17 protein-coding genes are annotated in these 23427 nt (G+C 30.5%); 7 read left to right on the forward strand and 10 right to left on the reverse strand.

Going from position 1 to position 23427, the window contains the following annotated elements; genetic code table 11:
* Positions 1 to 22 precede the first annotated feature (22 nt).
* From pabB to Q0L44_RS00160, 7 genes are all read left to right on the forward strand, one after another.
* A complete protein-coding gene (gene pabB / locus Q0L44_RS00130; protein ID WP_296633640.1) occupies positions 23 to 1330 on the forward strand; it encodes an aminodeoxychorismate synthase component I in 1308 nt (435 codons plus the stop codon).
* Complete coding sequence (locus tag Q0L44_RS00135) at positions 1327 to 1563, forward strand: hypothetical protein (protein ID WP_296633641.1); 237 nt, start codon at positions 1327 to 1329, stop codon at positions 1561 to 1563. The genes pabB and Q0L44_RS00135 overlap by 4 nt, the downstream gene beginning before the upstream one ends.
* Complete coding sequence (locus tag Q0L44_RS00140; protein WP_296633644.1) at positions 1563 to 2384, forward strand: alpha/beta hydrolase; 822 nt, start codon at positions 1563 to 1565, stop codon at positions 2382 to 2384. Before Q0L44_RS00135 ends, Q0L44_RS00140 begins: the two co-directional genes overlap by 1 nt.
* A gap of 22 nt (positions 2385 to 2406) precedes the next feature.
* The gene (gene tilS, locus Q0L44_RS00145) at positions 2407 to 3720 is read left to right on the forward strand and encodes a tRNA lysidine(34) synthetase TilS (RefSeq protein ID WP_296633647.1); all 1314 of its coding nucleotides are present in this window, start codon (positions 2407 to 2409) and stop codon (positions 3718 to 3720) included.
* Positions 3720 to 5699: a cytochrome c biogenesis protein CcdA gene (locus tag Q0L44_RS00150; RefSeq protein ID WP_296633649.1), complete on the forward strand. Its 1980-nt coding sequence runs from the start codon at positions 3720 to 3722 to the stop codon at positions 5697 to 5699. The genes tilS and Q0L44_RS00150 overlap by 1 nt, the downstream gene beginning before the upstream one ends.
* Complete coding sequence (locus Q0L44_RS00155) at positions 5692 to 6111, forward strand: hypothetical protein (RefSeq protein WP_296633651.1); 420 nt, start codon at positions 5692 to 5694, stop codon at positions 6109 to 6111. The genes Q0L44_RS00150 and Q0L44_RS00155 overlap by 8 nt, the downstream gene beginning before the upstream one ends.
* Positions 6112 to 6259: 148 nt before the next feature.
* A complete protein-coding gene (locus Q0L44_RS00160; protein ID WP_296633654.1) occupies positions 6260 to 8839 on the forward strand; it encodes a phosphoenolpyruvate carboxylase in 2580 nt (859 codons plus the stop codon).
* 412 nt (positions 8840 to 9251) lie between these two features.
* Here the strand turns inward: Q0L44_RS00160 and Q0L44_RS00165 are convergent, their stop codons facing one another.
* From Q0L44_RS00165 to Q0L44_RS00210, 10 genes are all read right to left on the reverse strand, one after another.
* Positions 9252 to 10574 carry a RagB/SusD family nutrient uptake outer membrane protein gene (locus tag Q0L44_RS00165; RefSeq protein ID WP_296633656.1) on the reverse strand — a complete coding sequence of 441 codons (1323 nt, stop codon included), beginning with the start codon at positions 10572 to 10574 and terminating at the stop codon, positions 9252 to 9254.
* A gap of 11 nt (positions 10575 to 10585) precedes the next feature.
* Positions 10586 to 13756: a TonB-dependent receptor gene (locus Q0L44_RS00170; RefSeq protein WP_296633659.1), complete on the reverse strand. Its 3171-nt coding sequence runs from the start codon at positions 13754 to 13756 to the stop codon at positions 10586 to 10588.
* Positions 13757 to 14206: 450 nt separating this feature from the next.
* Positions 14207 to 14971 (reverse strand): SDR family NAD(P)-dependent oxidoreductase, encoded by a 765-nt coding sequence (locus Q0L44_RS00175; protein WP_296633665.1) that lies wholly within the window; start codon positions 14969 to 14971, stop codon positions 14207 to 14209.
* Positions 14972 to 15017: 46 nt separating this feature from the next.
* Positions 15018 to 16301: an MFS transporter gene (locus tag Q0L44_RS00180; protein ID WP_296633668.1), complete on the reverse strand. Its 1284-nt coding sequence runs from the start codon at positions 16299 to 16301 to the stop codon at positions 15018 to 15020.
* 10 nt (positions 16302 to 16311) lie between these two features.
* Positions 16312 to 17013 (reverse strand): FadR/GntR family transcriptional regulator, encoded by a 702-nt coding sequence (locus Q0L44_RS00185; protein ID WP_296633670.1) that lies wholly within the window; start codon positions 17011 to 17013, stop codon positions 16312 to 16314.
* A 398-nt stretch (positions 17014 to 17411) separates the two neighbouring features.
* The gene (locus tag Q0L44_RS00190; RefSeq protein WP_296633673.1) at positions 17412 to 17786 is read right to left on the reverse strand and encodes a cupin domain-containing protein; all 375 of its coding nucleotides are present in this window, start codon (positions 17784 to 17786) and stop codon (positions 17412 to 17414) included.
* A gap of 22 nt (positions 17787 to 17808) precedes the next feature.
* Positions 17809 to 20070, reverse strand: coding sequence for an alginate lyase family protein (locus Q0L44_RS00195; RefSeq protein WP_296633675.1), 2262 nt, complete (start codon positions 20068 to 20070; stop codon positions 17809 to 17811).
* A 184-nt stretch (positions 20071 to 20254) separates the two neighbouring features.
* Entirely contained in the window at positions 20255 to 21019 is a 765-nt protein-coding gene (fabG, locus tag Q0L44_RS00200) for a 3-oxoacyl-ACP reductase FabG (protein WP_296633678.1), read from the reverse strand.
* Positions 21020 to 21032: 13 nt separating this feature from the next.
* A complete protein-coding gene (locus tag Q0L44_RS00205) occupies positions 21033 to 22133 on the reverse strand; it encodes a polysaccharide lyase family 7 protein (protein WP_296633681.1) in 1101 nt (366 codons plus the stop codon).
* Positions 22134 to 22149: 16 nt separating this feature from the next.
* Positions 22150 to 23424: an Nramp family divalent metal transporter gene (locus Q0L44_RS00210; protein ID WP_296633683.1), complete on the reverse strand. Its 1275-nt coding sequence runs from the start codon at positions 23422 to 23424 to the stop codon at positions 22150 to 22152.
* Between the last annotated feature and the right edge of the window lie 3 nt (positions 23425 to 23427).

A 23427-nucleotide genomic window follows, 5' to 3' on the forward strand; every position in this document is an offset into this window, starting at 1 on the left:
TTCAAGTATTTTTGTAGCGAATATGTTAAGAACCACAAAGTCTTTTACAGTTGATGATGTTGCTGATTTTAAAGAGAACCTATTACTATGGGCACAACAATTTGATACAGCAATTTGGTTAGATTCTAATAAATACCAACAACAATATTCTAGTTTTGATTGTGCTTTAGCTACAGAAGAATTCACATCTATTAAAACAGATTATTCTAATGCTTTTAATAAACTTAAAGAATACCAAAACACAACAAAAGACTTCATTTTTGGTTACATTTCTTATGATGTTAAAAATGATGTAGAACAACTTTCTTCAAAAAATATTGATGGATTACATTTTGCAGATTTGTATTTCTTTCAGCCACAAAAATTGTTTTTCGTAAAAGGAAATGTAATTGAATTCCATTATCTAAAAATGGTTGATGATGAAATAGAAAGTGATTTTGAAGCAATCCAAAAATCTGAAAATCTTAGAATTAAAAAATCTGAAAGTGGTATTAAAATAAAAGTCAGAATTCATAAAGAAGATTATTGTAGTAAAATTCATAAAGTACTAGATCATATTAAAAGAGGCGATATTTACGAAGCAAATTTTTGTCAAGAGTTTTATGCAGAAAATGCGACTATAAATCCGTTAAAGGTTTATAAAGATTTAAATGCCATTTCAGAACCTCCTTTTGCAGTATTTATAAAAATGGAACATCAGTATTTGCTATCAGCATCTCCTGAGAGATACATTAGAAAAGAGGGTAGTAAAATTATATCACAACCCATAAAGGGCACTGCAAAACGTTTACAAAGTGTAATTGATGATCAGAAAATTGCCTCAGATTTATCAAAGGATATTAAAGAACGTTCAGAAAATGTGATGATTGTAGATTTGGTACGAAATGATTTATCTAAATCTGCTAAAAAAGGTTCTGTAAAAGTTGAAGAGCTGTGTAAAATATATAGCTTTAAGCAAGTACATCAAATGATATCTACTGTGGTTTCTGAACTAAAAGAAGGTATTCATGCAGTAGATGTGATAAAGGATACTTTTCCTATGGGAAGTATGACAGGAGCTCCTAAAGTATCTGCCATGAAAATCATCGAAAATTTAGAAGAAACAAAACGTGGTCTGTATTCTGGAGCTGTTGGTTATTTTACACCAGAAGGTAATTTTGATTTTAATGTGGTGATAAGAAGCATACTTTATAATGAAGAAAAGAAATACATTTCTTATTCTGTAGGTAGCGCAATAACTGCAAAATCTATTGCTGAAAAGGAATATGAAGAGTGTTTACTAAAAGCAAAAGCAATGCGTTATGTATTGTTAAATTCTAATGAAGTATGATACAAAATAAAGAAGAAAAATTTGAAGCTATTTTTGCATCAATAAAAGAAAAACCTAATGAAATTAATATGTTTAGTGGTTTTCTTAAACTGTATCCTGAAGATTGGAAACAGCTAAAAATTAATTTTAGTAAATTTAATAGAAGTAAACAATTTGGAAAAACAATTCCTTTACCAAAACCTGAACAATCTTTAAAAAAAGAAATTCGTGTTTGGTTAAAAAAATCAAAATAATGATCAACACAGCATTCAACTTTACTATTCACGATACTGTTTTTTATGGTCAATATTGGCAAGGAGAAACAACAAAAGCAGTGGTTGTTTTAGCTCATGGAATGGGTGAACACTCTAATAGGTATACACATGTTGCACAAAAATTAACAGATAATGGTTTTGCAGTTGTTGCTTTTGATCATTTTGGTCATGGAAAGACAGGTGGTAAAAGAGGTCATAACCCTAGTTTTGACGCTGTTTTAGAAAGTGTAGAAAAAGTAATTGAAAAGGCAAAAAGTATTTTTCCAAACAAACCTATTTTCTTGTATGGGCATTCTATGGGTGGTAATACTATAGTAAATTATGTGCTTAGAAAAACCCATGATTTAAAAGGAGCAGTTGCAACTAGCCCATTTTTAAAATTAGCTTTTAATCCACCACCTGTAAAACTATTTATAGGTAAATTACTACAGAATATCGTACCCCCTTTAACTATGGGAAATGAGCTTGATGTAAATGCTATTTCTAGAGATGAAGAAGAAGTAAAAAGCTATATTCAAGATCCTTTAGTACATTCTAGAATAAGTCCAAATTATTCTATAAAATTTATTGAAACTGGAGAGTGGGCCATAGAAAATGCACATAAACTTGCTATACCAATGTTCCTAGTTCATGGTAAAGAAGACAGCATCATAGATTATAGAGGTACAGAAGCATTTGCCAATAATAGCAAACTTGCAAAGCTAAAATTATATGAAGATGGTTATCATGAATTGCATAATGATTTGTGCCAAGAAGAAATGCTACAAGATGTTGTAGACTGGTTAAATTCTCAACTTTAATTTCATTACTTTTAAAATTTAAATGCTTCAAAAATTCAAAGAACATATCAACATAAATTTTCCTTTTTTAAAGGGTAAAAATCTATTAATTGCTATTTCTGGAGGATTGGATTCTGTAGTATTAACACACCTTTTTAACCAACTAAATAGTGCTACTATTGCATTAGCACATTGCAATTTTAGACTAAGGGAAAAAGAAAGTGATTTAGATAAGGATTTTGTCATTAATTTATCACAAAAAAATTATAATCAGATTTTTACAGTTAATTTTGACACGAAAAAAATTGCAGAAAAACGTAAAACTTCTACTCAAATTATAGCTAGAGAATTAAGATACAATTGGTTTAAAGAGTTAGTGAAAAAACACGATTTTGATTTTGTGTTAACAGCACATCATGCAGATGATAATTTAGAAACCTTTTTAATAAATCTAACAAGGGGTTCAGGTTTAAACGGCTTTACAGGAATACCTGCTATAAATGGCAACATTGTTCGTACATTATTACCTTTTAGTAGAGCTGAAATTTTAAATTATGCTAAAAAAAATAATATTGATTGGAGAGAAGATGCTAGTAATGCATCCACGAAATACGTACGTAATAAAATAAGGCATAATGTTTTACCTGTTCTTAAAGAAATTAACCCTGGTCTATTAGAAACATTTTCACAGTCTATAGAAAATTTAAAAGAAGCACAAACTATAATTGCTGACAGAATTGAGGACGTATCTCAAAAAACAATTTCTAGTGAAAATGATAAACTGCAAATAAATATTGAACAGATTAAGAAATTATCCAATCCTAAAGCATATTTATTCCAACTATTAAAAGATTACAACTTTACAGAATGGAATGATGTTTATCATTTATTAGAAGCACAATCAGGGAAGCAATTATATTCTAAAACACATCACTTATTAAAAGATAGAACACATTTAATCTTATCTAAATTAGAAAATAATGATGTGTTTAAAGAAGTACTTATCTATGAAAATTTATCAGAAATTAAACATCCAATTCAGTTAACTTTTAGCCAAGTTTCAGAGCTAAATGAAGAGAATAAACAAACTATTTACGTTGATAAAGATTTGTTAAATTACCCTCTTTCTTTAAGGAAAAAGCAAAATGGAGACTATCTTTATCCTATAGGAATGACAGGAAAAAAGAAGCTTAGTAAATATTTTAAAGATGAAAAATTTTCACTTTTAGATAAAGAAAATACTTGGTTACTTTGCAATGCTAATAATGCTATTATTTGGGTGATTGGTTACAGGCAAGATCGCAGATTTTCTGCGACACAATCAACCAAAAAACATTTAAAAATCACAACATTATAATGAAGAAATTCATCACTGTTTTTATCTTTTTGATTGCTTTTTTTACAAAGGCACAAACAGAAAGTGACCGCATAAAAATTGAGACTTCTATCAACAAAATTTCAGATACTGAATATGATATTGTTTTTAATGCTAAACTTTACAAAGGTTGGTATTTATATTCTCAGTATAATCCTGAAAACGCGTCTTTACCTTTAGAAATTTCTATTCCAGAAAATGCAACTGGTTATCAATTAGTTGGAAACCCTAAAGAAGAAGATACCTTTAAAAAGTATTCTGATGTTTGGGAAGTAGAAGAGGTTGTTTTTAAAGGGAAAGCAAAAATTACACAAAGAATTCAGCTTACAAATAAAGATATTACACAAATTAAAATTAACTTCTTTGGGCAAGTTTGTGAAACAGCTTGTATAAATATTGATGAGGATTTTACACTTTCGTTAACTGGTAGTGCTATTAAAGAAACTATTGTTTTAGACGAAAAAAGTAAGCTACTTACTCAAAAATTAAAGTTAGATTTAAAGAATAAATCTCTTTTAAAAAACGATTCAGATGTTGATTCTAAAACATCAAATGGACTTTTTAGTATTTTCTTTTTAGGTTTTGTTGGTGGTTTATTAGCACTTTTAACTCCTTGTGTTTTTCCTATGATTCCATTAACGGTTTCATTTTTTACCAAACAAACAAACAATAAAAGAAAAGGTATTTTTAGAGCAATTCTTTATGGATTTTTTATCGTATTGATCTACATCTTATTAAGCCTACCTTTTCACTTTTTAGATAATTTAGATCCCGAGATTTTAAATACCATTTCTACAAATGTTTGGTTAAATAGTTTCTTTTTTGTGGTTTTAGTCTTTTTTGCCTTTTCTTTCTTTGGCTTTTATGAAATAACCTTACCAAGTTCTTGGGGTAATAAAATGGACTCAGCATCTTCTGTTGGTGGTATTTTAGGAATCTTTTTTATGGCATTAACCTTAGCAATTGTATCTTTTTCTTGTACAGGCCCAATTTTAGGTTCGTTATTAGCAGGTTCTTTAACTGCAGATGGTGGAGCTACTCAATTAACTGCAGGTATGACTGGCTTTGGTTTGGCTCTTGCTTTACCTTTTGCTTTGTTTGCACTATTTCCTAATTGGTTAAATGCATTGCCAAAATCTGGTGGTTGGATGAATACAACCAAAGTTGTACTAGGTTTTCTAGAATTGGCTTTGGCGTTTAAATTTTTATCAAATGCTGATTTGGTTGCACATTGGGATCTTCTAAAACGTGAAATTTTTATTGGTATTTGGATTGTTATTTTTATAGGGTTAGCCTTGTACATTTTTGCTAAAATTAAATTTCCACATGACGCTCCAGTAAAAAAATTATCATTTTCAAAAATATCTTTTGGTACTTTAGTAATTGCTTTTACTATCTATTTAACTCCTGGAATATTAAAAAATCCTACTTGGAATTTAAGTCTGCTTAGTGGTTTTTCTCCACCTCAATTTTATAGCATTTACGAACAAGAAAACGATTGTCCCTTAGGCTTAGATTGTTATAAAGATTTTGATGAAGGTTTAGCAAAAGCAAAAGCAGTTAACAAACCTATTTTACTAGATTTTACTGGTTGGGCTTGTGTAAACTGCAGAAAGATGGAAGAAAATGTATGGAGTGAAGTAGAAATTTTTAGAATGCTTAAAAATGATTACATCTTAATTTCGCTTTATGTAGATGACAATGAAAAAGAGTTGCCAGAAAATCAACAATTTAATTTCTTAAAAGAAAATGGTAAATTGAAAAAAATTAAAACTGTGGGCGATAAGTGGTCTACATTTCAAGTAATTAATTTTAAAAATGCGTCTCAGCCTTATTATATGTTATTAAGTCCAGATTTAGAAGTATTAAATAAAGCAATACAATACACAGACAAAAAAAAATATTATCTTTGGCTAAGTGAAGGATTAGATAACTATAGAAGAAAATCTATTTATGAGTAATACAATAGCCAATAGTTTTACAATAAAGAATGTCAGTTTGTGTCTTCTCTTTACACTATTATTTAGTGGAAATGGTTTTAGTCAAAGTTCAGTAAATACTCCAAAAAGTATCTACACCTATTTAGTTACGCCCTCAAAAAATAGTTTTTCCTCTTTAAATCGTAAGTTAAATTTAAAAGGTTTTCATTTTGTATATGTAGATTTATTAGCTTTAGATGTTAATCAATTTTTAACGTATACAACATATACAAATACTACAAGCAATAAACCTTCTTCACTAATATATGATGATTATAAAGCTTACAGAGATGAAAATTTGTTAAAAGGGTTCCGATTAAAATACGATCCAACTCGTTGGAACTTGCAATGCCCAAGTCCACTCTCTGTTCAACCCACACTCCCTAAAAATTAAATATTCATCGGTTTTAATCAGCTTTTATTAATATCGCACTTTATGGTGTATATTTATAATTTATTCTTAATTAATTACGTAATTATTCCCAAATACCTAAGTTCTTTATTTTGAGATTTTTGTAATTTTACAACGTAAATTACAACTTATGTCTACCTTACCCAAATTAACCCGATTTAATGATAACGTACTATCTAAATTTCAGATTTACAACAGTATATTTATCACGTTACCTTTTGACACTATTAATAACACAGGAGTTTTATTACCTCTCTTTCATAAAGTTTGTGAAAAAGGATTTAAAAATGGTAAAAATCCTACGGAAATAGTTGAGAAGTTTTTTAAAAAATACCAAGATACACCATCAGAAAAAGAAAAAAAAGATTTGCTTTTTCAATTCATTCAATTCATAGAACGTCAGGTTGTTTTGTTCGATGCTATTGAGGATGCTGCATTCCCTATAGTAAATAATATGGACGGATTCGGTACGCTAAGAAACTCTAAAGAAACAGCAAATTTAAGTGGTAAAAAAGAAGCCTTAAAAAAATACTTAGAGGAATTTAAAGTACGTGTCGTATTAACTGCTCATCCTACACAATTTTACCCTGGCTCTGTTTTAGGAATTATTACAGATTTAGACAAAGCCATTCAAAATGATGACTTACTTCTTATTAAAAAACTTTTAGCTCAACTAGGCAAGACCCCTTTTTATAAAAAAACAAAACCAACACCTTTTGATGAAGCAGTAAGTTTAATCTGGTATTTAGAGAATGTTTTCTACCATTCTGTTAGTAAAATTCACAACTACATTCAACAACATATATATGATGGTAAACCTATAGAAAATGAAATTATTGACTTAGGATTTTGGCCAGGAGGAGATAGAGATGGTAATCCTTTTGTTACTACTCAAATTACGTTAGATGTTGCAGAAAGGTTACGTCAATCTATTTTAAGAAACTACTACAGAGATGTAAGACGATTAAAACGACGTTTTACTTTCCATGGTGTACAGGAAATACTATCAAAAATAGAAAAGCGTTTGTATAAACATGTAGTTAGGAGTTATACAAAAGTAAATTTTTCTAAAGAAATTCTTTTAGAAGAGTTAGAAAATGCGAGAGATATTATTTTAAAAAACCATGATTCTTTATTTATAGACGAATTAAACGATGTAATTAATAAAGTAAGAATTTTTGGATTTCATTTTGCAACTTTAGATATTAGACAAGATAGCAGAGTACACCATAATGCCTTTACTAAAATGGTAAACGATTTATTAGAAAATGGTGATACTACATTCCCTAAAAATTACCAAAATTTATCTCCAGAAGAACAAATAGAAATTTTAGCCCTAGTAAAAGGAAATATAGAACCAAGTATGTTAAAGGATGAAATGTCTGAAAAAACAATATCTTCTATATACGCACTAAAAACAATTCAACAAAGAAATGGAGAAAGTGGTGCAAACAGATATATTATTAGTAACAATCAAACTGCATTAAATGTAATGCAAGCCTTTGCAATGTTAAATCTGTGCGGTTTTGAAAATGAATTACCAGTAGATGTAATTCCACTTTTTGAAACTGTAGAAGATTTAGAAAATGCAAGCAATGTGATGCAAACTTTGTATAGTAATACAGCATATAGACATCACTTATCAAAAAGAAAAAACAAACAAACGATTATGTTAGGATTTTCTGATGGTACCAAAGATGGGGGATACTTAATGGCAAATTGGGGAATTTTTAAAGCAAAAGAAGCACTTACAAAAATCTCTAGAGAATTTGATATCGAGGTTATTTTCTTTGATGGACGTGGTGGACCACCTGCTAGAGGTGGAGGAAAAACACATCAATTCTATGCGTCTTTAGGCCCAACTATAGAAGACAAAGAAATACAATTAACGATACAAGGACAAACAATTAGTTCAAATTTTGGAACCTTAGATTCTTCACAGTTTAACTTAGAACAACTAATAAGTTCAGGTATAAAGAATGAAGTATTTACCAAAGATCAGATTAATGATACGAATAGAGAAATTATAAATGATTTGGCAACTACTAGCTATAAAACATATGTAGACTTTAAAAATCATCCTCAGTTTTTATCTTATTTAGAGAAAATGAGTACTTTAAAATACTATGCAAAAACGAACATTGGTAGTAGACCAAGTAAAAGATCTAATTCAGATACCTTAGATTTCTCTGCTTTAAGAGCTATTCCTTTTGTAGGTAGTTGGAGTCAATTAAAACAAAACGTACCTGGATTTTTTGGTGTTGGTACAGCACTAAAAAAATACGAAGATGCAGGCAGATTTGATGAAATTGTTTCTTTTTACAATGCATCTGATTTCTTTAAAACATTGTTAGAAAACAGTATGATGAGTTTAACTAAATCTTTCTTTGGATTAACTGCATATATGGCTGATGATCCTGTTTATGGAGAGTTCTGGAAATTAATTTACGAGGAATACAATACAACAAAACGCCTATTGCTAAAACTTACAGGTCATAAAGAATTAATGGAGAATTATCCAGAAGGTAAAGCATCTATTGTAATGAGAGAAAGTATAGTTTTACCATTGTTAACTATACAGCAATTTGCTCTAAAGAAAATTCAAGATTTACAGAAAACAGCAGGAAATGAAGCTGAGATTGAACTTTACGAAAAAATGGTAATGCGTTCCTTATTTGGTAATATAAACGCAAGTAGAAATTCAGCTTAATAGAATAATTATATTTATTAGAATGCAATCAAACACTTGATTGCATTTTTTTTATGGTTTAATTTTATTTACATTTAAAGAAAAAATGCTAGTAAAAGTTTTTGGATCAGCTGTTTTTGGTATAGAAGCTACTACATCTTTAAAATAAGTCTTTTTAAAACTTACCTTAAAGCTCTTTATCTCACTTTTGCAGCTTTGAATAAACGAACCAATAGACTTAAGTACTGAATAAAACTATCCTTTTATACTATTCTATTCACTTACCTTATTAGTTTTTTAACTAATGCTAATTTAGTTCTTAAACTAATTTATAATGATAAATATAAACCATATTAGTTTTAAATTATATTCAAAAAAAACTGGCTTCATTTTCATGAAGCCAGTTTAATACATTTAATATAATCTACTAAAATTAGTATCCAGGATTTTGAGTTATAACTCCACCAGTTGCTAAAATTTCAGAAATTGGTATTGGAAATAAATGGTAATTAGAATTCACACTAGTACCCATTTGTGAGTCTACAGAATTTGTTCTTACTAAATCATCCCATCTATGTCCTTCAAAGGCTAGTTCTAATCTTCTTTCATTTAAAACAGCTGTTCTAACTTCAGCTTGACTTGTAGCTGTTGAATTTGCTAAACCTGCTCTATTTCTAATTTTGTTTAACTGTGTTAACGCACCTGAAGCATTACCTGTTTCATTCAATGCTTCTGCATATAAAAGTATAACATCTCCTAATCTTATTTCTATCCAGTCATGCTCTCCACCATTTCCTCCATCTTTTGGAAATTTAATAGCTGTAGTTCCTGCAGACTCTAAAGTAACAGCTCTTCTTAAATCTGTAGCACCAGTTGCATCACTTGCATCAAATGCAGCAACTAAACCTGAATCTACAGGAAAATCTGACTTTGAATCATCTCCAACAAACCAGTTCCAAAAATCAGAACCAAAACCATATTCATCTACAATAGAACTAGAAATTTGTGTTGCGTATATAATTTCTGAATTACCTTCATTTGCAAAACCAAAAATATCACTAAAATTTGCTTGCAAAGTAATACCAGCTGCAGAAGCACCATTTACAACCGCTCCTAAATTAGAAGCAGCACTAGCATAATCTCCCATTGCAGCATACACTTTTCCAAGTAAAGCTTGTGCAGCATATTTAGAGGCTCTTCCATTAGAAATCGTTGTTGATAAAACAGACATCGCATCATTTAAATCTGGAATTACAACATTGTTGTACACATCCATAGCTGGGACTCTAGCTAAAATTGAAGTATCTGTTAAACTTGGAGAAGCTTCTAAATTAACTGTTACTGCTCCAAAAGATTTTACTAATTTATAGTACGATAAAGCTCTTAAAAACTTTGCTTCTGCAACTTCAGTTGCATCAGAAGAATTTTGAATTACATTATTTGAACTTAATATAGATTTATACATTGCTGTATAAAGAGGCCCAAAAAACTGATCTTCCATTGTTGTTAAGTTCGCAGTGAAAGCATCAAACTCTGTATATGGAGCTTCGTCCATTACTGCATTATCTGATCTAAACTCTCCCATTACTGCTAAAGGTGTTACACTTCCTAACTGATAATAGTAAGCCGCATTTAAAACGCCTTCAAAATCGGTTAGAGAATCTGCACTTGCTAAGTTTGGTGGTGATTGATCTAAATCTGAATCACATGCTGTCGCAATAAACAGCGCTGCCAATAATATATATATTTTCTTCATTTTAATAATTTTTAAAATTTAACATTTAAACCTATTGTAAAGCTTCTAACAACTGGACTAGCACCTACTTGCGCTCCATATGTGGTAGGATCAGTACCTTTTACACCTTCTGGGTTGTAAGAAGTATAATTATCTGCCATAATGTATAATAAGTTTGTAGCTGCTCCATATAACCTAACAGAACTTAAACCAGCCTTACTAGCAATTGAATCATCTAAAGAGTAACCAATTGTTAAGTTTCTTAAAGCTACATAAGAAGCATCTTGTATCATTGCGTCAGTTTGGTTTCTGTTTCTTTCATAATATTCTCCATTATGATCTGCTCTACCATCTCCATTAGCATCAAGACGTGCGTAGTCTAATCTACCTCCCCATTGAGAACCGTAATAAAGTGGATCTATATTATACGTTTCTGCACCATGAGATCCCTGTAATTGAAAAGACATATCGAACTTTTTATAGCTAAAGTTATGCGTCATACCCCAATAAAAATCTGGTGTATTTTGACCTATTTTTACTAAATCTCCACCATCTTCTACAGTTCTAGTTCTATCAATAACACCATCTCCATTTTGATCTACAACATAAGACTCACCAGTTTGGTTATTTGGGTGTCTAGTACCATCTGCTAAATATTCCATTTCTACTTCACCGATAGTTTCTAATCCCCACATTTCACCAATACCACCACCTACGTAGTTTCTAAATACAGCTCCTCTACCACTTTGTCCAAAAATTTGTTGTGGTAATTCATCCAAACCACCTAAGTCTGTAATTTCTGTATTTACAGTAGATAAATTTGCACTTGTACTCCAAGAAAAATCAGCTTTTCTAACTAAGCTTCCAGAAAATTCAAATTCAAAACCAGAACTCCTTACATCTCCAACATTTAAAATTGATGTTGGGTTTCCTAATACTTCTGATTGAGCTTGGTTAATTAAAATATCTTCAATATCAGACGTATAGTAATCTAAACCAACTGTAAAACGGTTATTTAAGAATCCTAAATCTACCCCAAAGTTAGTTTCAGTATTTGTTTGCCATGTTAAATCTGGATTTGCAGAATTAGATGGAATTAAATATCCTGTACCAAAGATTGTTGCAGAAGGATCTAATAAACTTAAAGAGTCATAAGAACCTAAGAAAGAAGTTGTTCCTAAAGAACCTGTACTAAATCTTAGTTTTAATCTACTTAAAGTCTCACTGTCTTGTAAGAATGACTCTTTGTGTAAATTCCAACCTACAGATACTGCAGGAAAAGTTTCATATCTATTATTGCTTCCAAACCGAGAGTCACCATCTCTTCTTAAAGAAGCAGTAAATAAAAATCTATCGTCATAAGAGTAATTTACTCTACCAAAAACACTTTCTCTAACTCTAGATTCATCTCTTTCAGTTACAGTAACATCTGCTGGATCAAATAAATTATAGTTTAAAACTGCTTCATCAGGAACGTTTGCACCATCTAATCTTGTACCTACAAATCTTGTACTTTGGTATTCTAATCCTGCTACTGCAGATATATCATGTTTACCAATTGTTTTTGCGAAGTTTAAAGTTGTTTCGCTTAAAACAGTTGTAACTTTTAAATCTGCTTGATCCATAAAAGTTTGAGAATCTCTTGCTCTAGAATCATATCCTAACAACCTATGAGAATATGTTTGTGTATCTCTCATATCTCCACCTAAAACAGTTTTGATATTTAAGTCTTCTAAAATATTATACTGTAAATAAGTATTAACATTTCCAAAAAATGTTTTTTGCCAGCTTTCTACATTGTCTAATTTTGCTGCAGGACCTGCATCACCAGAACCACCAATACCATTGTTAGCTCTTCCATAATGCCAATCTTGTGCTGCCATACCAGGCTCTAAATTATAAATACTGTTTGCTTCATAACCAGACCCTCTATATCCATTATCAAATGCAGACAATCCTAAAGCCTGAGCTTGTTGGTCTAGTTGTTGTACAAAAGCAATAGACTCTTCTGTATGGTAAATTGAATGTACACCATAAGATCTTAACAAATCTCTCATGTCGTGTCCTAGAATATCTCTTTTAGATGTAAATCCATTAAAACTAATACCTGCTTTAAATTTATCTCCAAGATTTGCATCTACATTTAAACGTGCATTTAATCTTTCAAATCCTTGCGTTAAAACAACACCCTCTGCATTCTGATATCCAACAGATGCAAAATACTTTGTATCATCATTACCACCACTCATGCTAAAATCGTGCGCTGTAGTAGAACCTGTTTGGAACAACCAATCTTCTGAACTAATAGCTCCAGGAGAATTTTCGTAAGCACTTAACCTATATTCTAAAAATGCAGGGTCTTGTAAATTTACTGTACTTGTCCAATTCCCAGCTGCAATTTGCGCTCTTGAATGAGCTGCCCATTCAGGACCAGACATTAAAATGTTTTCTCTATACTTATTAGATGTACTAACGTATGTATTATAGTTGAATGTTGTTTCTCCAGAAGCACCTTTCTTAGTTGTAACTAACACAACACCATTTGCTCCTCTAGAACCATATATTGCAGCAGAAGCAGCATCTTTTAAGATTTCTAAACTTTGTATATCATTTGGATTTACAGTTTCTAAACCTCCAGAAATAGGATATCCATCAACTACAATTAATGGGTTTGATGCTCCTGAAATAGAAGAAGCAGCTCTAATTTGAATCTTTGGTGCAGCACCTGGAGAACCATCTTGGTTTTGTATTAAAACCCCTGCTAATTTACCGGCTAACGCATCATCTACACGAACTGCCTGAACAGCGGCAACTTCTGTACCACCAATTTTTGCAACAGCACCTGTTATTTGAGATCGTTTTCTACTACCATAACCTACAACAACAACTTCATCTAAAGAACTTGAATCTTCTGTTAGACTTACATTTAATGTTTTTTGATTAGTAATTGTAACTTTTTTGGTAGCATATCCTAAATAAGAAAAGGACAATACATCTCCTTGTTTTACTGAGATAGTATAATTACCATCAAAATCAGTTTCTGTTCCTACTGTGCTCCCTTGAATAACAATAGAAACTCCTGGTAAAATTTCATTTCCTACAGCTGTAGTTACTTTACCTTTTAGAGTGTAAGCTTCTTGCGCATAATTGCAAAAACTTACCAACATTACAAATAATAATGTTAATTTCAGTTTTAGTTTCATAATAATGTTAATGTTTAAAATATAATTCATCACTCTCATGTGACCCTGATAATACTTTTTTAAGTAAAATTAAATTTAATAAGGGTAGAAAACAACCTACCCTTATTTACAATTAATTCAAATTTAATTTCACATACAATATTGATATTAATTTTAATCTGGTAAACCAAATTGGTTTTCCAGATTGGTTTTCCAAATATATGATTTTTTTTCAATCAAATAAATTTAACGTTAATTTTTTATTAATTTTTTAATAAAATTTAATAAAATAAGTGATATTGGTATATTTATTAAAGATAATTCAACGATTTGTAAATATCATTGATTATATTTTAATTTAAAATTATTGATTATAAGATACTTGTAAATTAAAATAGTTATAAATTAAAATTTTAAACAAAAAAAGCGCCATGATTCTATCATGACGCTTTTTTATTGATTGAATTGGTTTTAAATACCTAATGCTTGCCCTCCACCAACTTGTATAGTTTCTGCAGTAATAAATGCAGCATCTTTACTAGCTAAAAATGCTACTGCGCCAGCAACATCTTCTGGCTGTCCTAACCTACCTAACATGATATTGTTAGCCCAAGATTTAAACACCTCTGGTTTTGTTGATTTAATTTGTTTATGAAAATCAGTATCAATAGTACCTGGAGATACTGCGTTTACTCTAATTTGATATTCAGCCAAATCTTTTGCCAAAGCTCTTGTAATTGCATGAACAGCAGCTTTAGATGTACCATAGATACCTGCACCTGGACCTCCTGCATTCCAACCAGCATTTGATGTGTAATTAATTATAGATGGATTATCACTTTTCTTTAAAAAAGGAATGGCCGCTCTAGATGCAAAAAATGTTGAATCTAAATTCAAAGCCATAACAAACCTATAAAAGTCGGTTGTCATTTCTTCAAAACGAGATCTACCTCCTAAACCACCTGCATTATTTACAAGTACATCGATTTTACCGTACTTTTCTCCAATCTTTGTAATGTTAGAAGTGACAGCATTTTCATCAGTAACATCAAAACCGTAATAATCTGCAGCAATACCTTCTGCTTTCAATTCTTTTAGTCTCTCTGCCCCTGCTTCATCATCTATACCATTTAAAATAACTGTATATCCCTCTTTTCCTAATCTTTTTGCAACTGCAAATCCGATACCTCCTGTTGCTCCAGTTACTATTGCTAATTGTCCTTCTACTTTATTCATTTTTTAAATATTTATAATTTTATAATAATACCCTAATTTATGATTCTTAATCGATGGTTTTTCTTACAGGCTCAATCTTTCTAATAAAGAAAAATATTGATAGAACACCTAATATAACTGATAACGTTATGGCAATAAAAGCAGGAGTGTAAGAACCATCCTTTGTAATTTGTCCAATAAACCAATTCATAATCATTGGAGATATTGCTGCTATTGTACCTGCAAGACCTGCTAAAGTTCCCACAGATGGGCCTCTAAATAAATCACTAGAAATAGTTTGTATATTTCCAATTGCAAATTGGAAACCGAATAAAACTACACCTGCTAGATAAATAAAAGTCATAAAATTACTTTCACCAACAAATTGAATAATACCTACAAATCCTAGAAAAACTAATAAACCTCCTAAACTTATTGCAATTTTTCTTGATGTATCTACAGATTTGGTTTTCATTAAAAGACCTGTAAACCACCCACCAATTATACTCCCTGCGGCTGCCATTAAATAAGAAATCCACATAGTTGCTGCAATCTCCTCTATACTTAATCCAAAAGTTTTATTTAAATAAATAGGCATCCAAGCTGCAAAAAACCACCAAATTGGTTCTATAAAAAACCTACATAATAGAACACCCCAAGATTGCTTATAACTTAATATTTTTACTACTGATAAACTTTTTTTCTTTACATCTGTTTTTGGAGTTTTATCTATTCTACTTGATAGTATTAAAGCTCTTTCTTCTTCAGTTACCCATGGGTGTTTTTCTGGTGTAGATTTGTTTAGAAATAACCATGGAATTACCCACAAAACTCCTACTGAACCCAATATAATATAAGTTGTTTTCCAGCCGAACTGAGTGTATAGATAGACTATTATAAAAGGTGCGATAACATTTCCTATAGAGGCCCCTGCATTAAAAATCCCTTGAGCGGTTGCTCTTTCTTTTACAGGAAACCATTCTCCATTACTTTTTACTGCTCCAGGCCAATTTCCTGCTTCACCTAAACCGAGTAATCCTCTAAAAATAGATAAGGTAATTACACCTCTTGCAAAAGCATGAAATATAGATGCTAAAGACCAAACAATTATAGATACTGTGAAACCTAATCTAGTTCCTATAATGTCATATAGCTTGCCTGAAGCAAACTTACCAAGAGCATAACAAGCTAAAAACACATTGAACATAAATGCATAATCTTCTTGATTCATTCCTAAATCTTCTCCCATCTGGGGCCATAAAAGTGCAAATGCAGTTCTATCTATATAATTTATAACTGTGGCAATAAAAATTAAACCTATAATCCACCAACGTAATCCTTTTATCTTCATTTATCTTATTTTAATTACTATAACAATACTGGTAAAGTTCTTTAAAATGATCTTTCATTTTTTGCTTTGCTAACTGTGGATTTTGTTCTTTAATAGCATCAAAAATTGCTTCATGATCATCGATACCTCTTTTTGTTAAGCCTGCATCACAAACATGGTATTTTTGAAAATTTGTAATAATTTCTGGAATAATTATTAACATAAATGTGTTCATGGTACTATTGCCACTTGCCTTTGCGATAGCTAAATGGAATAACAAATCTTCCTGAACTGCATCTAGACCGTTTAGTGCTTTTTCTTTATATGCAATTAATGCTTCCTCTAAATTTTCTAAATCTTCTTCTGTTCTTCTTGTAGCTGCTAACCTGACTGTTTTTAATTCTAGTAAAATTCTTGTTTCTACTAGAGATTTAAAATCTGGATCCTCTAACCTTAAAATATCCTCAATCATTCCATTCATGGCAATTGTACCAATATTTGCTACAAAAGTCCCACTTTGAGGAACTGACTTTAACAAGCCATAAAATGCTAATTTTTCTATTGCCTCTCTAATAGTACTTCTAGAAACCTCAAACTTTTCAGAAAGCATTCTCTCTGAAGGTAATTTATCTCCAGGTTCTAAATTCTTTAGATTTATTAAGTCACGTATTTGTGAAATAATTCTTTTTTGAATTTTTGATTGATCTAATTTTACAAGTGTTTCTAGCTTCATTTTCTAAATAGTTTTCGTTTTTTTAACCAAGGTAAAATTAAAGTATTTAATGCAAAAACAGATGCAAAAAAGGCCTATTAAACTTTAATTTCTATTTAGTTTATCTTTTTTGAACAAAAAAAAATAAATCATAAAAATAAGATTGATTAATTTATTAAAATAACCCATGTTTTTACAAAACTAGGTTTTTAAACATATTTTTTAGTTAGATAAAACAAAATAAATTGGTTTACCAAACTGGTTTACCAAACATAAATGTTTTTTTGCTTCCCAGCAAGTTTTTTCTTAAGAAAAGATCAATTCCATAAGTTTTTTTATTTTTTTCACAAAAAAATACTGTAATGAACTAAAACTAGCTAATAACAGTATTTTTAAAAACACCTAATATGCTTAAAGAGTTATTTTTTATCTCCGAAATAAGAAGGACCATCTCCAGTTAAAAAGTCTTCTCTTACTGGACTAAATGTATCTATTAACTGTCCTTCTTCTAAACAGATTGCACTATGCAATAAGTTCGGCTCAATATAAACACCATCTCCTGCTTCTACAATTTGTTTTACACCATCAATTTCAAACTCAAACTTGCCTGAAACACAGTAAGTTACTTGTGTATGAAAATGTTGATGAGGAGAACCTAAAGCTCCTTTTTCGAACTTTACGCTTACCATCATTATCTGATTGTCATACCCTAAGAATTTTCTTGAAACTCCTCCTCCAAGGACTTCCCATTCTAATTTGTTAGCCTTAATATACTTTTCGCTAAATCTTTTCATTGTATTCTAATTTTTGTATTAATTATTTATAATAGTAAACTCCTGTCCACCTTACATTTTTGTTCTCTAATTTATAAGTATGTTCTGTATTTTTATTATTGTCTTTATTTGCTAAAATTAAAACCTTCTCATTACCATCTTTGAAAACTAATTTTACAGCTGTGTAAGATTCATCACTAGAAATTACCTCAACTTTAGAAAAGTTACTATAAGCACTTGCTGCAACTTCTTTAACAGGATTGTAAGTTCCATGAGATTCTATTACAGATGCAAATGTTGTACTTTGAGTATTGTTCTTTCTAATAATAATTGATGGGTCTTTTCGCAAATTAAATTTAGGATCATTAGCACCAACTCTAGCTAAAATGATCTCATCTTTTTTATCTGTAGCAGACGTTAACGTATAAAACCTTCTATTATCTAACCACGTAAATTGAATACTTTCTGAATCTGCAGTTCCGTTACCTTCTTTCCAAATATGATTATATCCAAACTTATCTCCTAAAGTAGACAACGATTTTGGTACTGTATAATCAAAACTTGTAGCAATAATTTGTCCAAAATAATGGAAAGGTAAATCGTATTGATTTTTCTTATTTGATTGTAAATTGAAAACATCTACAATAAAAGGTTTTTCTATTGCATCATCTTTAACCATAATTAAAGTTCTGTGCATTTCAGTACCTGGATAAGCATTGTTTTCTTTAGCACTTGATATTTGAAAATTAACATTAGATACATCAAAAATGTATTGTTCAGGATGATTTTGGCTACCTGTTTCAAAATCATATTTATAATGTGAAACACCATTTTGAACAACAGTATTATGAGCTATAGTGTGTTTAGCATAGGTTTTATTTTCTTTTAAATAACCTCCACCATTTTTTTGCTCAACATTTACAAAACGCGATAAACCATAGTCTTGTAAAACCTCATCTCCATTTTCATAAAATGAAAATGATAGTTTATCATAATGTCCGTGACTTAAACCTTGGGCAGCATATTTGTATACTAAAGCCATAGTTTCTTCTTCATTGTTATAACGTAAAATTCCTATTCCACCTTCATCACCTTTAGAACCATCTGATAAGATCATAGATTCTTTTACAAATGGTTGTTCTTTATTTGCCTTTAAATCTTGTGCCACTTTTAAACCTGTTGCATCCAATTGAACTGTTCCTTGTTTTTTTGCAACAGACAATAGTCTAGCATCTTGAGAACCATAATAATATGCAATATCTACTGCAGACACTAAAGAAGATGTGTAATAAGACATCCCTTTTTGACCATCATTTAATGGAAAAAATTCTCCATTTGCGTCTGTTAAGTTCAATAAAGCATCAACAGCCTTTATTAAAACACCGTCTTTGTACTCGAATATTTTTAAGTCTGGTTTTTTATTTTCTAAAGCTTCAGCAAAAATTAAAAAAGGATACATTGCATATCTTTGATAATAAGGTCCTTCTGTATAAAATCCGTCAGGTGAGAATGGCGAATCTACATTTGCCAAAAATCCTGCTTTACCTTCTTTATCATAAATAAAACCACCATCATTATCTTTCTCATTCAAATCTACGTCACCTTTATCTAAACCATATAAAGATCTGTTGATAAGTTCTTCATCATCCATAACTAAACCAATCATACCAACAGCAACATTACCCCAGGTAGAATGGTTATGCACTCTATTAAAATACTTTGGGTTTTTTACTGATAAAAAATCGGCATAAGGTCTAAATAAATTTTTATTTAAATATTCTGTTTGCTCTTTTGGTAACCAATCATAAATACAATCGTAAGCTTGACTCGTATATACTAACCAATTAGAATCGTTTAAACATTGCCAAAAGAACTTACCTGTTGCATAACTTCTAGGCTCTGGATGTGTATCAAAAGTTGGAAAAATCTTAGCATATGCTAACAACATATCTCTTACAAAAATTGCATATTTTTCATCTTCTAAAAGCTGAAATAGTACTCCTGCTTTCTGCATGTTTGCATAATTTAATTTATGCTGAGTATGGGTATAACCACCAGCCATATCTTTTGGTATTGGCACATCTATACCTTTATCTATTGCAGCATCTACCTCCTTTATTGCTAAAGCTAATGTTTCATCAAAAATAGGAATAGCTCCTAGTTGAGATTTGATTTCGCTCACTCCTTGTGAAGTTAAAATTAAATTAGGATGCTTTTTGTTTTCTAAATTAGTAATATCTGACGCCTCTTTTGAACACGCACTAAATAATAAGAATATAATAAAGATTTTAGCGATTTTATACATTAATGACTGATTTAAATTTTATTTAGGAGTAAGAAATTAAGTTTCTATAATTTTAAAGTAAAGTTTTAAAAAACTCCTAGGTGTTTTTTTTATAAAGTGTTTAGTGCAAATAAATATGAATTATCAAAATTTATTTAAGTTAAATTAAATATTTGATTAATAAGATATTAAATTATTACATTTTTTACATATTATAAACCCCTCCATTAATATCTAAAGTTGCTCCTGTAATAAAACCATCGAATTCTGAAGCTAAATATAAAACTGCACGTGCAACATCATCTGGATTACCTGCTCTTTCTATTGGAATACCAGCAATTGTATTTGCTGCAGATTCTTTAGTAGTGTGAGTATCATGAAATAAGGTTCCTAAAATTAAACCTGGAGCAACAGCATTTACTCTAATACCTTTTGCACCATACTCTGTTGCTAACGCTCTTGTGAATGTTAAAATAGCTCCTTTACTTGTTGCGTAGGCTAAAGAACCTGGATGCCCTCCTTTTCTACCAGCCAAAGATGCTAAATTTACAATACTACTGTTTGCGTTTTTAGATAAATAAGGTTCTGCAGCTCTTGTAACTAACATCATAGAAGTTAAATTAATGTCCATGACCTTATGCCAAAAATCAGTTGGCATATCTTCTAATAAATTTCTTGCCACTAAAGAACCTGCATTATTTATTAAGATATCTAGACCTCCTAAAGCATTTATAGTTTCCTCAATTAAATGGTTTGCATCCTCATCTTTTGTTAAATCGCCCTTTACAGCAACTGCTTTTACTTTTTTAGTTTTTGCTAATTCCACTAATTCATTTGCTGTGTCTGCACTAGAAAAATAATGAATTGCAACATTAGCTCCTTGAGCTATAAAATGTTTAGTTATGGCTTCTCCTATACCTTGTGCACCTGCTGTAATTAATACATTTTTTCCTGCTAATTTCGTATTCATGTCTCTTAATAAATTATTTTACTTTATCATTTTTTGAAAAATAGCCTTCGTTAGAAACTACATTTTCACTGATTTTTAAACTTCCAGATTTAAACCAAACTTCTACATAATTTCCTGTTTCATATTGTTTTGCAACATCTCCATTAAAAGTTTCTGCACCTGAACACCAATTTTTATTTACCTCTGGTAATTTTCCATTAGTTTGATTATAAGCACCTAGTTTAAAAAAACATCCTTCACCTTCATAAGCATTTTTACGCTCTACTCCATCTTGACCTATAGAAAAAAACAACTTCTTGGTTTGTTGAGGAATTTCTGCTTTAGTAGTGTATTCGGATTCAATTAAATTCTTTGTAAAGGTTTTTGTTTCATGATTATCGCTCTTAAAGGTTAAGTGCATCATACCTTCTTTTACTTCAACTTCGTAGGTAAATTCCTCCCCTAAAGCAATTCCGTCTTTTGGTTCAGTTGGAACTTTATTTGCTGATGGACCAACTACTGAAAAATCATGACCCCAAACTGCAGTAGAAAAATCCCATCTACCAGAATTATCATCACCTTTTGTATTAATTTCATAATGCCAAAAAACAGAGCCTTTTGTATGACCAGGATAAATTTTATAAAAAATTTTTAAAGGTTCATTCTCATGCTTATCTGCACTATGAATTTGACCAACAACAACAGAATGTGTTGCAGCAACTGTTTCATCTCCAGTAGCAGAAACATTCATCACCTTTAAAGTAGCAGTCATTTTTTCATCTGCTTTTTTAGGATACCACTTTTTTAACTGTGCTAATTCTGTTCTTGTGTTATTTGATGTTCCATGAGTATTACCTCCATTTGGCGCTTTAAAAACAACCCAATTATCATCACTTTCAGTTTGCGTATAGAAATACTCTTTATTTTCGAAATTGGTTGGAATACCAACATTAGAACCATCACCCAAAATAAGTTTCCAATGCTGAAAAAATGGAATAACATCACTTGCGTAAACTGTTTCTGTTTCTTTTACATCTTGTGTTTTCTCTGGGGATTTTTTACAACTGATAGTAGTTAGAAAAATAGCTAAAAAGCCAACAAATACTTTAGAAGAGTGTTTTTTATATAAATTCATAATTTTTGTTTTATCATTAAAAATAATCGAGTAATGCTAATATTCCATTGTAAGAAATTACTAAGGAGAAAAATAGAGCTGCATACATACCAACGTAAACACCTTTGTTAGTTTTGTAGGTTTTCATCACCTTTTTACTACTTAGTAAAATAATGATACCTAAGATGACTAAAGGCAATACAAATACATTAAATACTTGAGATAATATTTGAACCTCAATAGGGTTTGCTCCAAAAGCTGGCCCAATTAAAGCAACTAAACATGCTATAGCAGTTACAATTCTAAATTGTTTAGAACTAGTATCTAAAATACCAGATTGATAATCTGCAATTAACAAAGGTGCAATTAGCAAACATGGAAATATAGATGATAAACCAGCACTTAACGCTCCAAAAAAGAAGATGGTTACAGCCCATTTACCAGCAACAGGTTCTAGCGTATTTGCCATATCTAAAACATGTGTTACTTCTTTACCTTCGTAAAATAAAGCACCAGCTGCAACAGCCATAATTGTTCCACTAATTACAAAAATTAAAATAGCTGCTGTTATTGAATCTTTCTTTTGTTGGTTTAGATTCTTAATCGTCCAACCTTTACCTTTTACAAATAATGGTCTAGATAAAAATGTGGCTGCTGCCATTGTTGTACCTACAAAAGCAGCTACTAACATTTTACCTCCTGGAACATCTGGAATTGTAGGTATAAAACCTTTAATAACATCTGCAGATAAAGGCTGTACCATAAATAAAGATAGGATAAAGGACAAGCCCATTAAACTTACAAAAATGACTAAAATCTTTTCAAAAAAAGTGTACTTACCTACCAACGTCAACAGGTAAAAAACTACAATAACTATAATAGCAGTTGCTAATACAGTTTCGTATTTATAAGCAATTAAATCAGGAAAATTAAGTGATAGAATTTCGAAAATAATATTGGCAGATATTCCTAAAATACCCATAAGCGAATTCCATTGCCCAAAAGTAATTCCTATAATAATTGCAATGGCTAAAGGTTTACCGAATTTTAAATGTTTTTTAAACCCAAAAAGTGCAGTTTCACAAGTTATTAAAGCAAAATTACCATAAGCAAACATTAAAACTCCGGAGAACAAACAACTTAAAAAAAGCACCCATAACAATTGCATATTAAATTTACTACCTGCAACAATCATAGAAGTTACACTACCTGTACCAATTGTATAACCAATTGCAAAAATACCTGGGCCAAAACCCAATACAACTGCAATTATTCGTTTTAAAAGTGATTTTTTGTTGATGGTTGTTGACATCGA

Origin of the sequence: Polaribacter sp. (assembly GCF_024639685.1) — a bacterium.
In the GTDB taxonomy this organism is placed as follows: Bacteria; Bacteroidota; Bacteroidia; order Flavobacteriales; family Flavobacteriaceae; genus Polaribacter.

Excerpts from the sequence above, each read along its gene's own strand:
- pabB (WP_296633640.1), top strand. The coding sequence starts at position 23 with ATGTTAAGAACCACAAAGTCTTTTACAGTTGATGATGTTGCTGATTTT.
- Q0L44_RS00135 (WP_296633641.1), top strand. The coding sequence starts at position 1,327 with ATGATACAAAATAAAGAAGAAAAATTTGAAGCTATTTTTGCATCAATA.
- Q0L44_RS00140 (WP_296633644.1), top strand. The coding sequence starts at position 1,563 with ATGATCAACACAGCATTCAACTTTACTATTCACGATACTGTTTTTTAT.
- tilS (WP_296633647.1), top strand. The coding sequence starts at position 2,407 with ATGCTTCAAAAATTCAAAGAACATATCAACATAAATTTTCCTTTTTTA.
- Q0L44_RS00150 (WP_296633649.1), top strand. The coding sequence starts at position 3,720 with ATGAAGAAATTCATCACTGTTTTTATCTTTTTGATTGCTTTTTTTACA.
- Q0L44_RS00155 (WP_296633651.1), top strand. The coding sequence starts at position 5,692 with ATGAGTAATACAATAGCCAATAGTTTTACAATAAAGAATGTCAGTTTG.
- Q0L44_RS00160 (WP_296633654.1), top strand. The coding sequence starts at position 6,260 with ATGTCTACCTTACCCAAATTAACCCGATTTAATGATAACGTACTATCT.
- Q0L44_RS00165 (WP_296633656.1), bottom strand. The coding sequence starts at position 10,574 with ATGAAGAAAATATATATATTATTGGCAGCGCTGTTTATTGCGACAGCA.
- Q0L44_RS00170 (WP_296633659.1), bottom strand. The coding sequence starts at position 13,756 with ATGAAACTAAAACTGAAATTAACATTATTATTTGTAATGTTGGTAAGT.
- Q0L44_RS00175 (WP_296633665.1), bottom strand. The coding sequence starts at position 14,971 with ATGAATAAAGTAGAAGGACAATTAGCAATAGTAACTGGAGCAACAGGA.
- Q0L44_RS00180 (WP_296633668.1), bottom strand. The coding sequence starts at position 16,301 with ATGAAGATAAAAGGATTACGTTGGTGGATTATAGGTTTAATTTTTATT.
- Q0L44_RS00185 (WP_296633670.1), bottom strand. The coding sequence starts at position 17,013 with ATGAAGCTAGAAACACTTGTAAAATTAGATCAATCAAAAATTCAAAAA.
- Q0L44_RS00190 (WP_296633673.1), bottom strand. The coding sequence starts at position 17,786 with ATGAAAAGATTTAGCGAAAAGTATATTAAGGCTAACAAATTAGAATGG.
- Q0L44_RS00195 (WP_296633675.1), bottom strand. The coding sequence starts at position 20,070 with ATGTATAAAATCGCTAAAATCTTTATTATATTCTTATTATTTAGTGCG.
- fabG (WP_296633678.1), bottom strand. The coding sequence starts at position 21,019 with ATGAATACGAAATTAGCAGGAAAAAATGTATTAATTACAGCAGGTGCA.
- Q0L44_RS00205 (WP_296633681.1), bottom strand. The coding sequence starts at position 22,133 with ATGAATTTATATAAAAAACACTCTTCTAAAGTATTTGTTGGCTTTTTA.
- Q0L44_RS00210 (WP_296633683.1), bottom strand. The coding sequence starts at position 23,424 with ATGTCAACAACCATCAACAAAAAATCACTTTTAAAACGAATAATTGCA.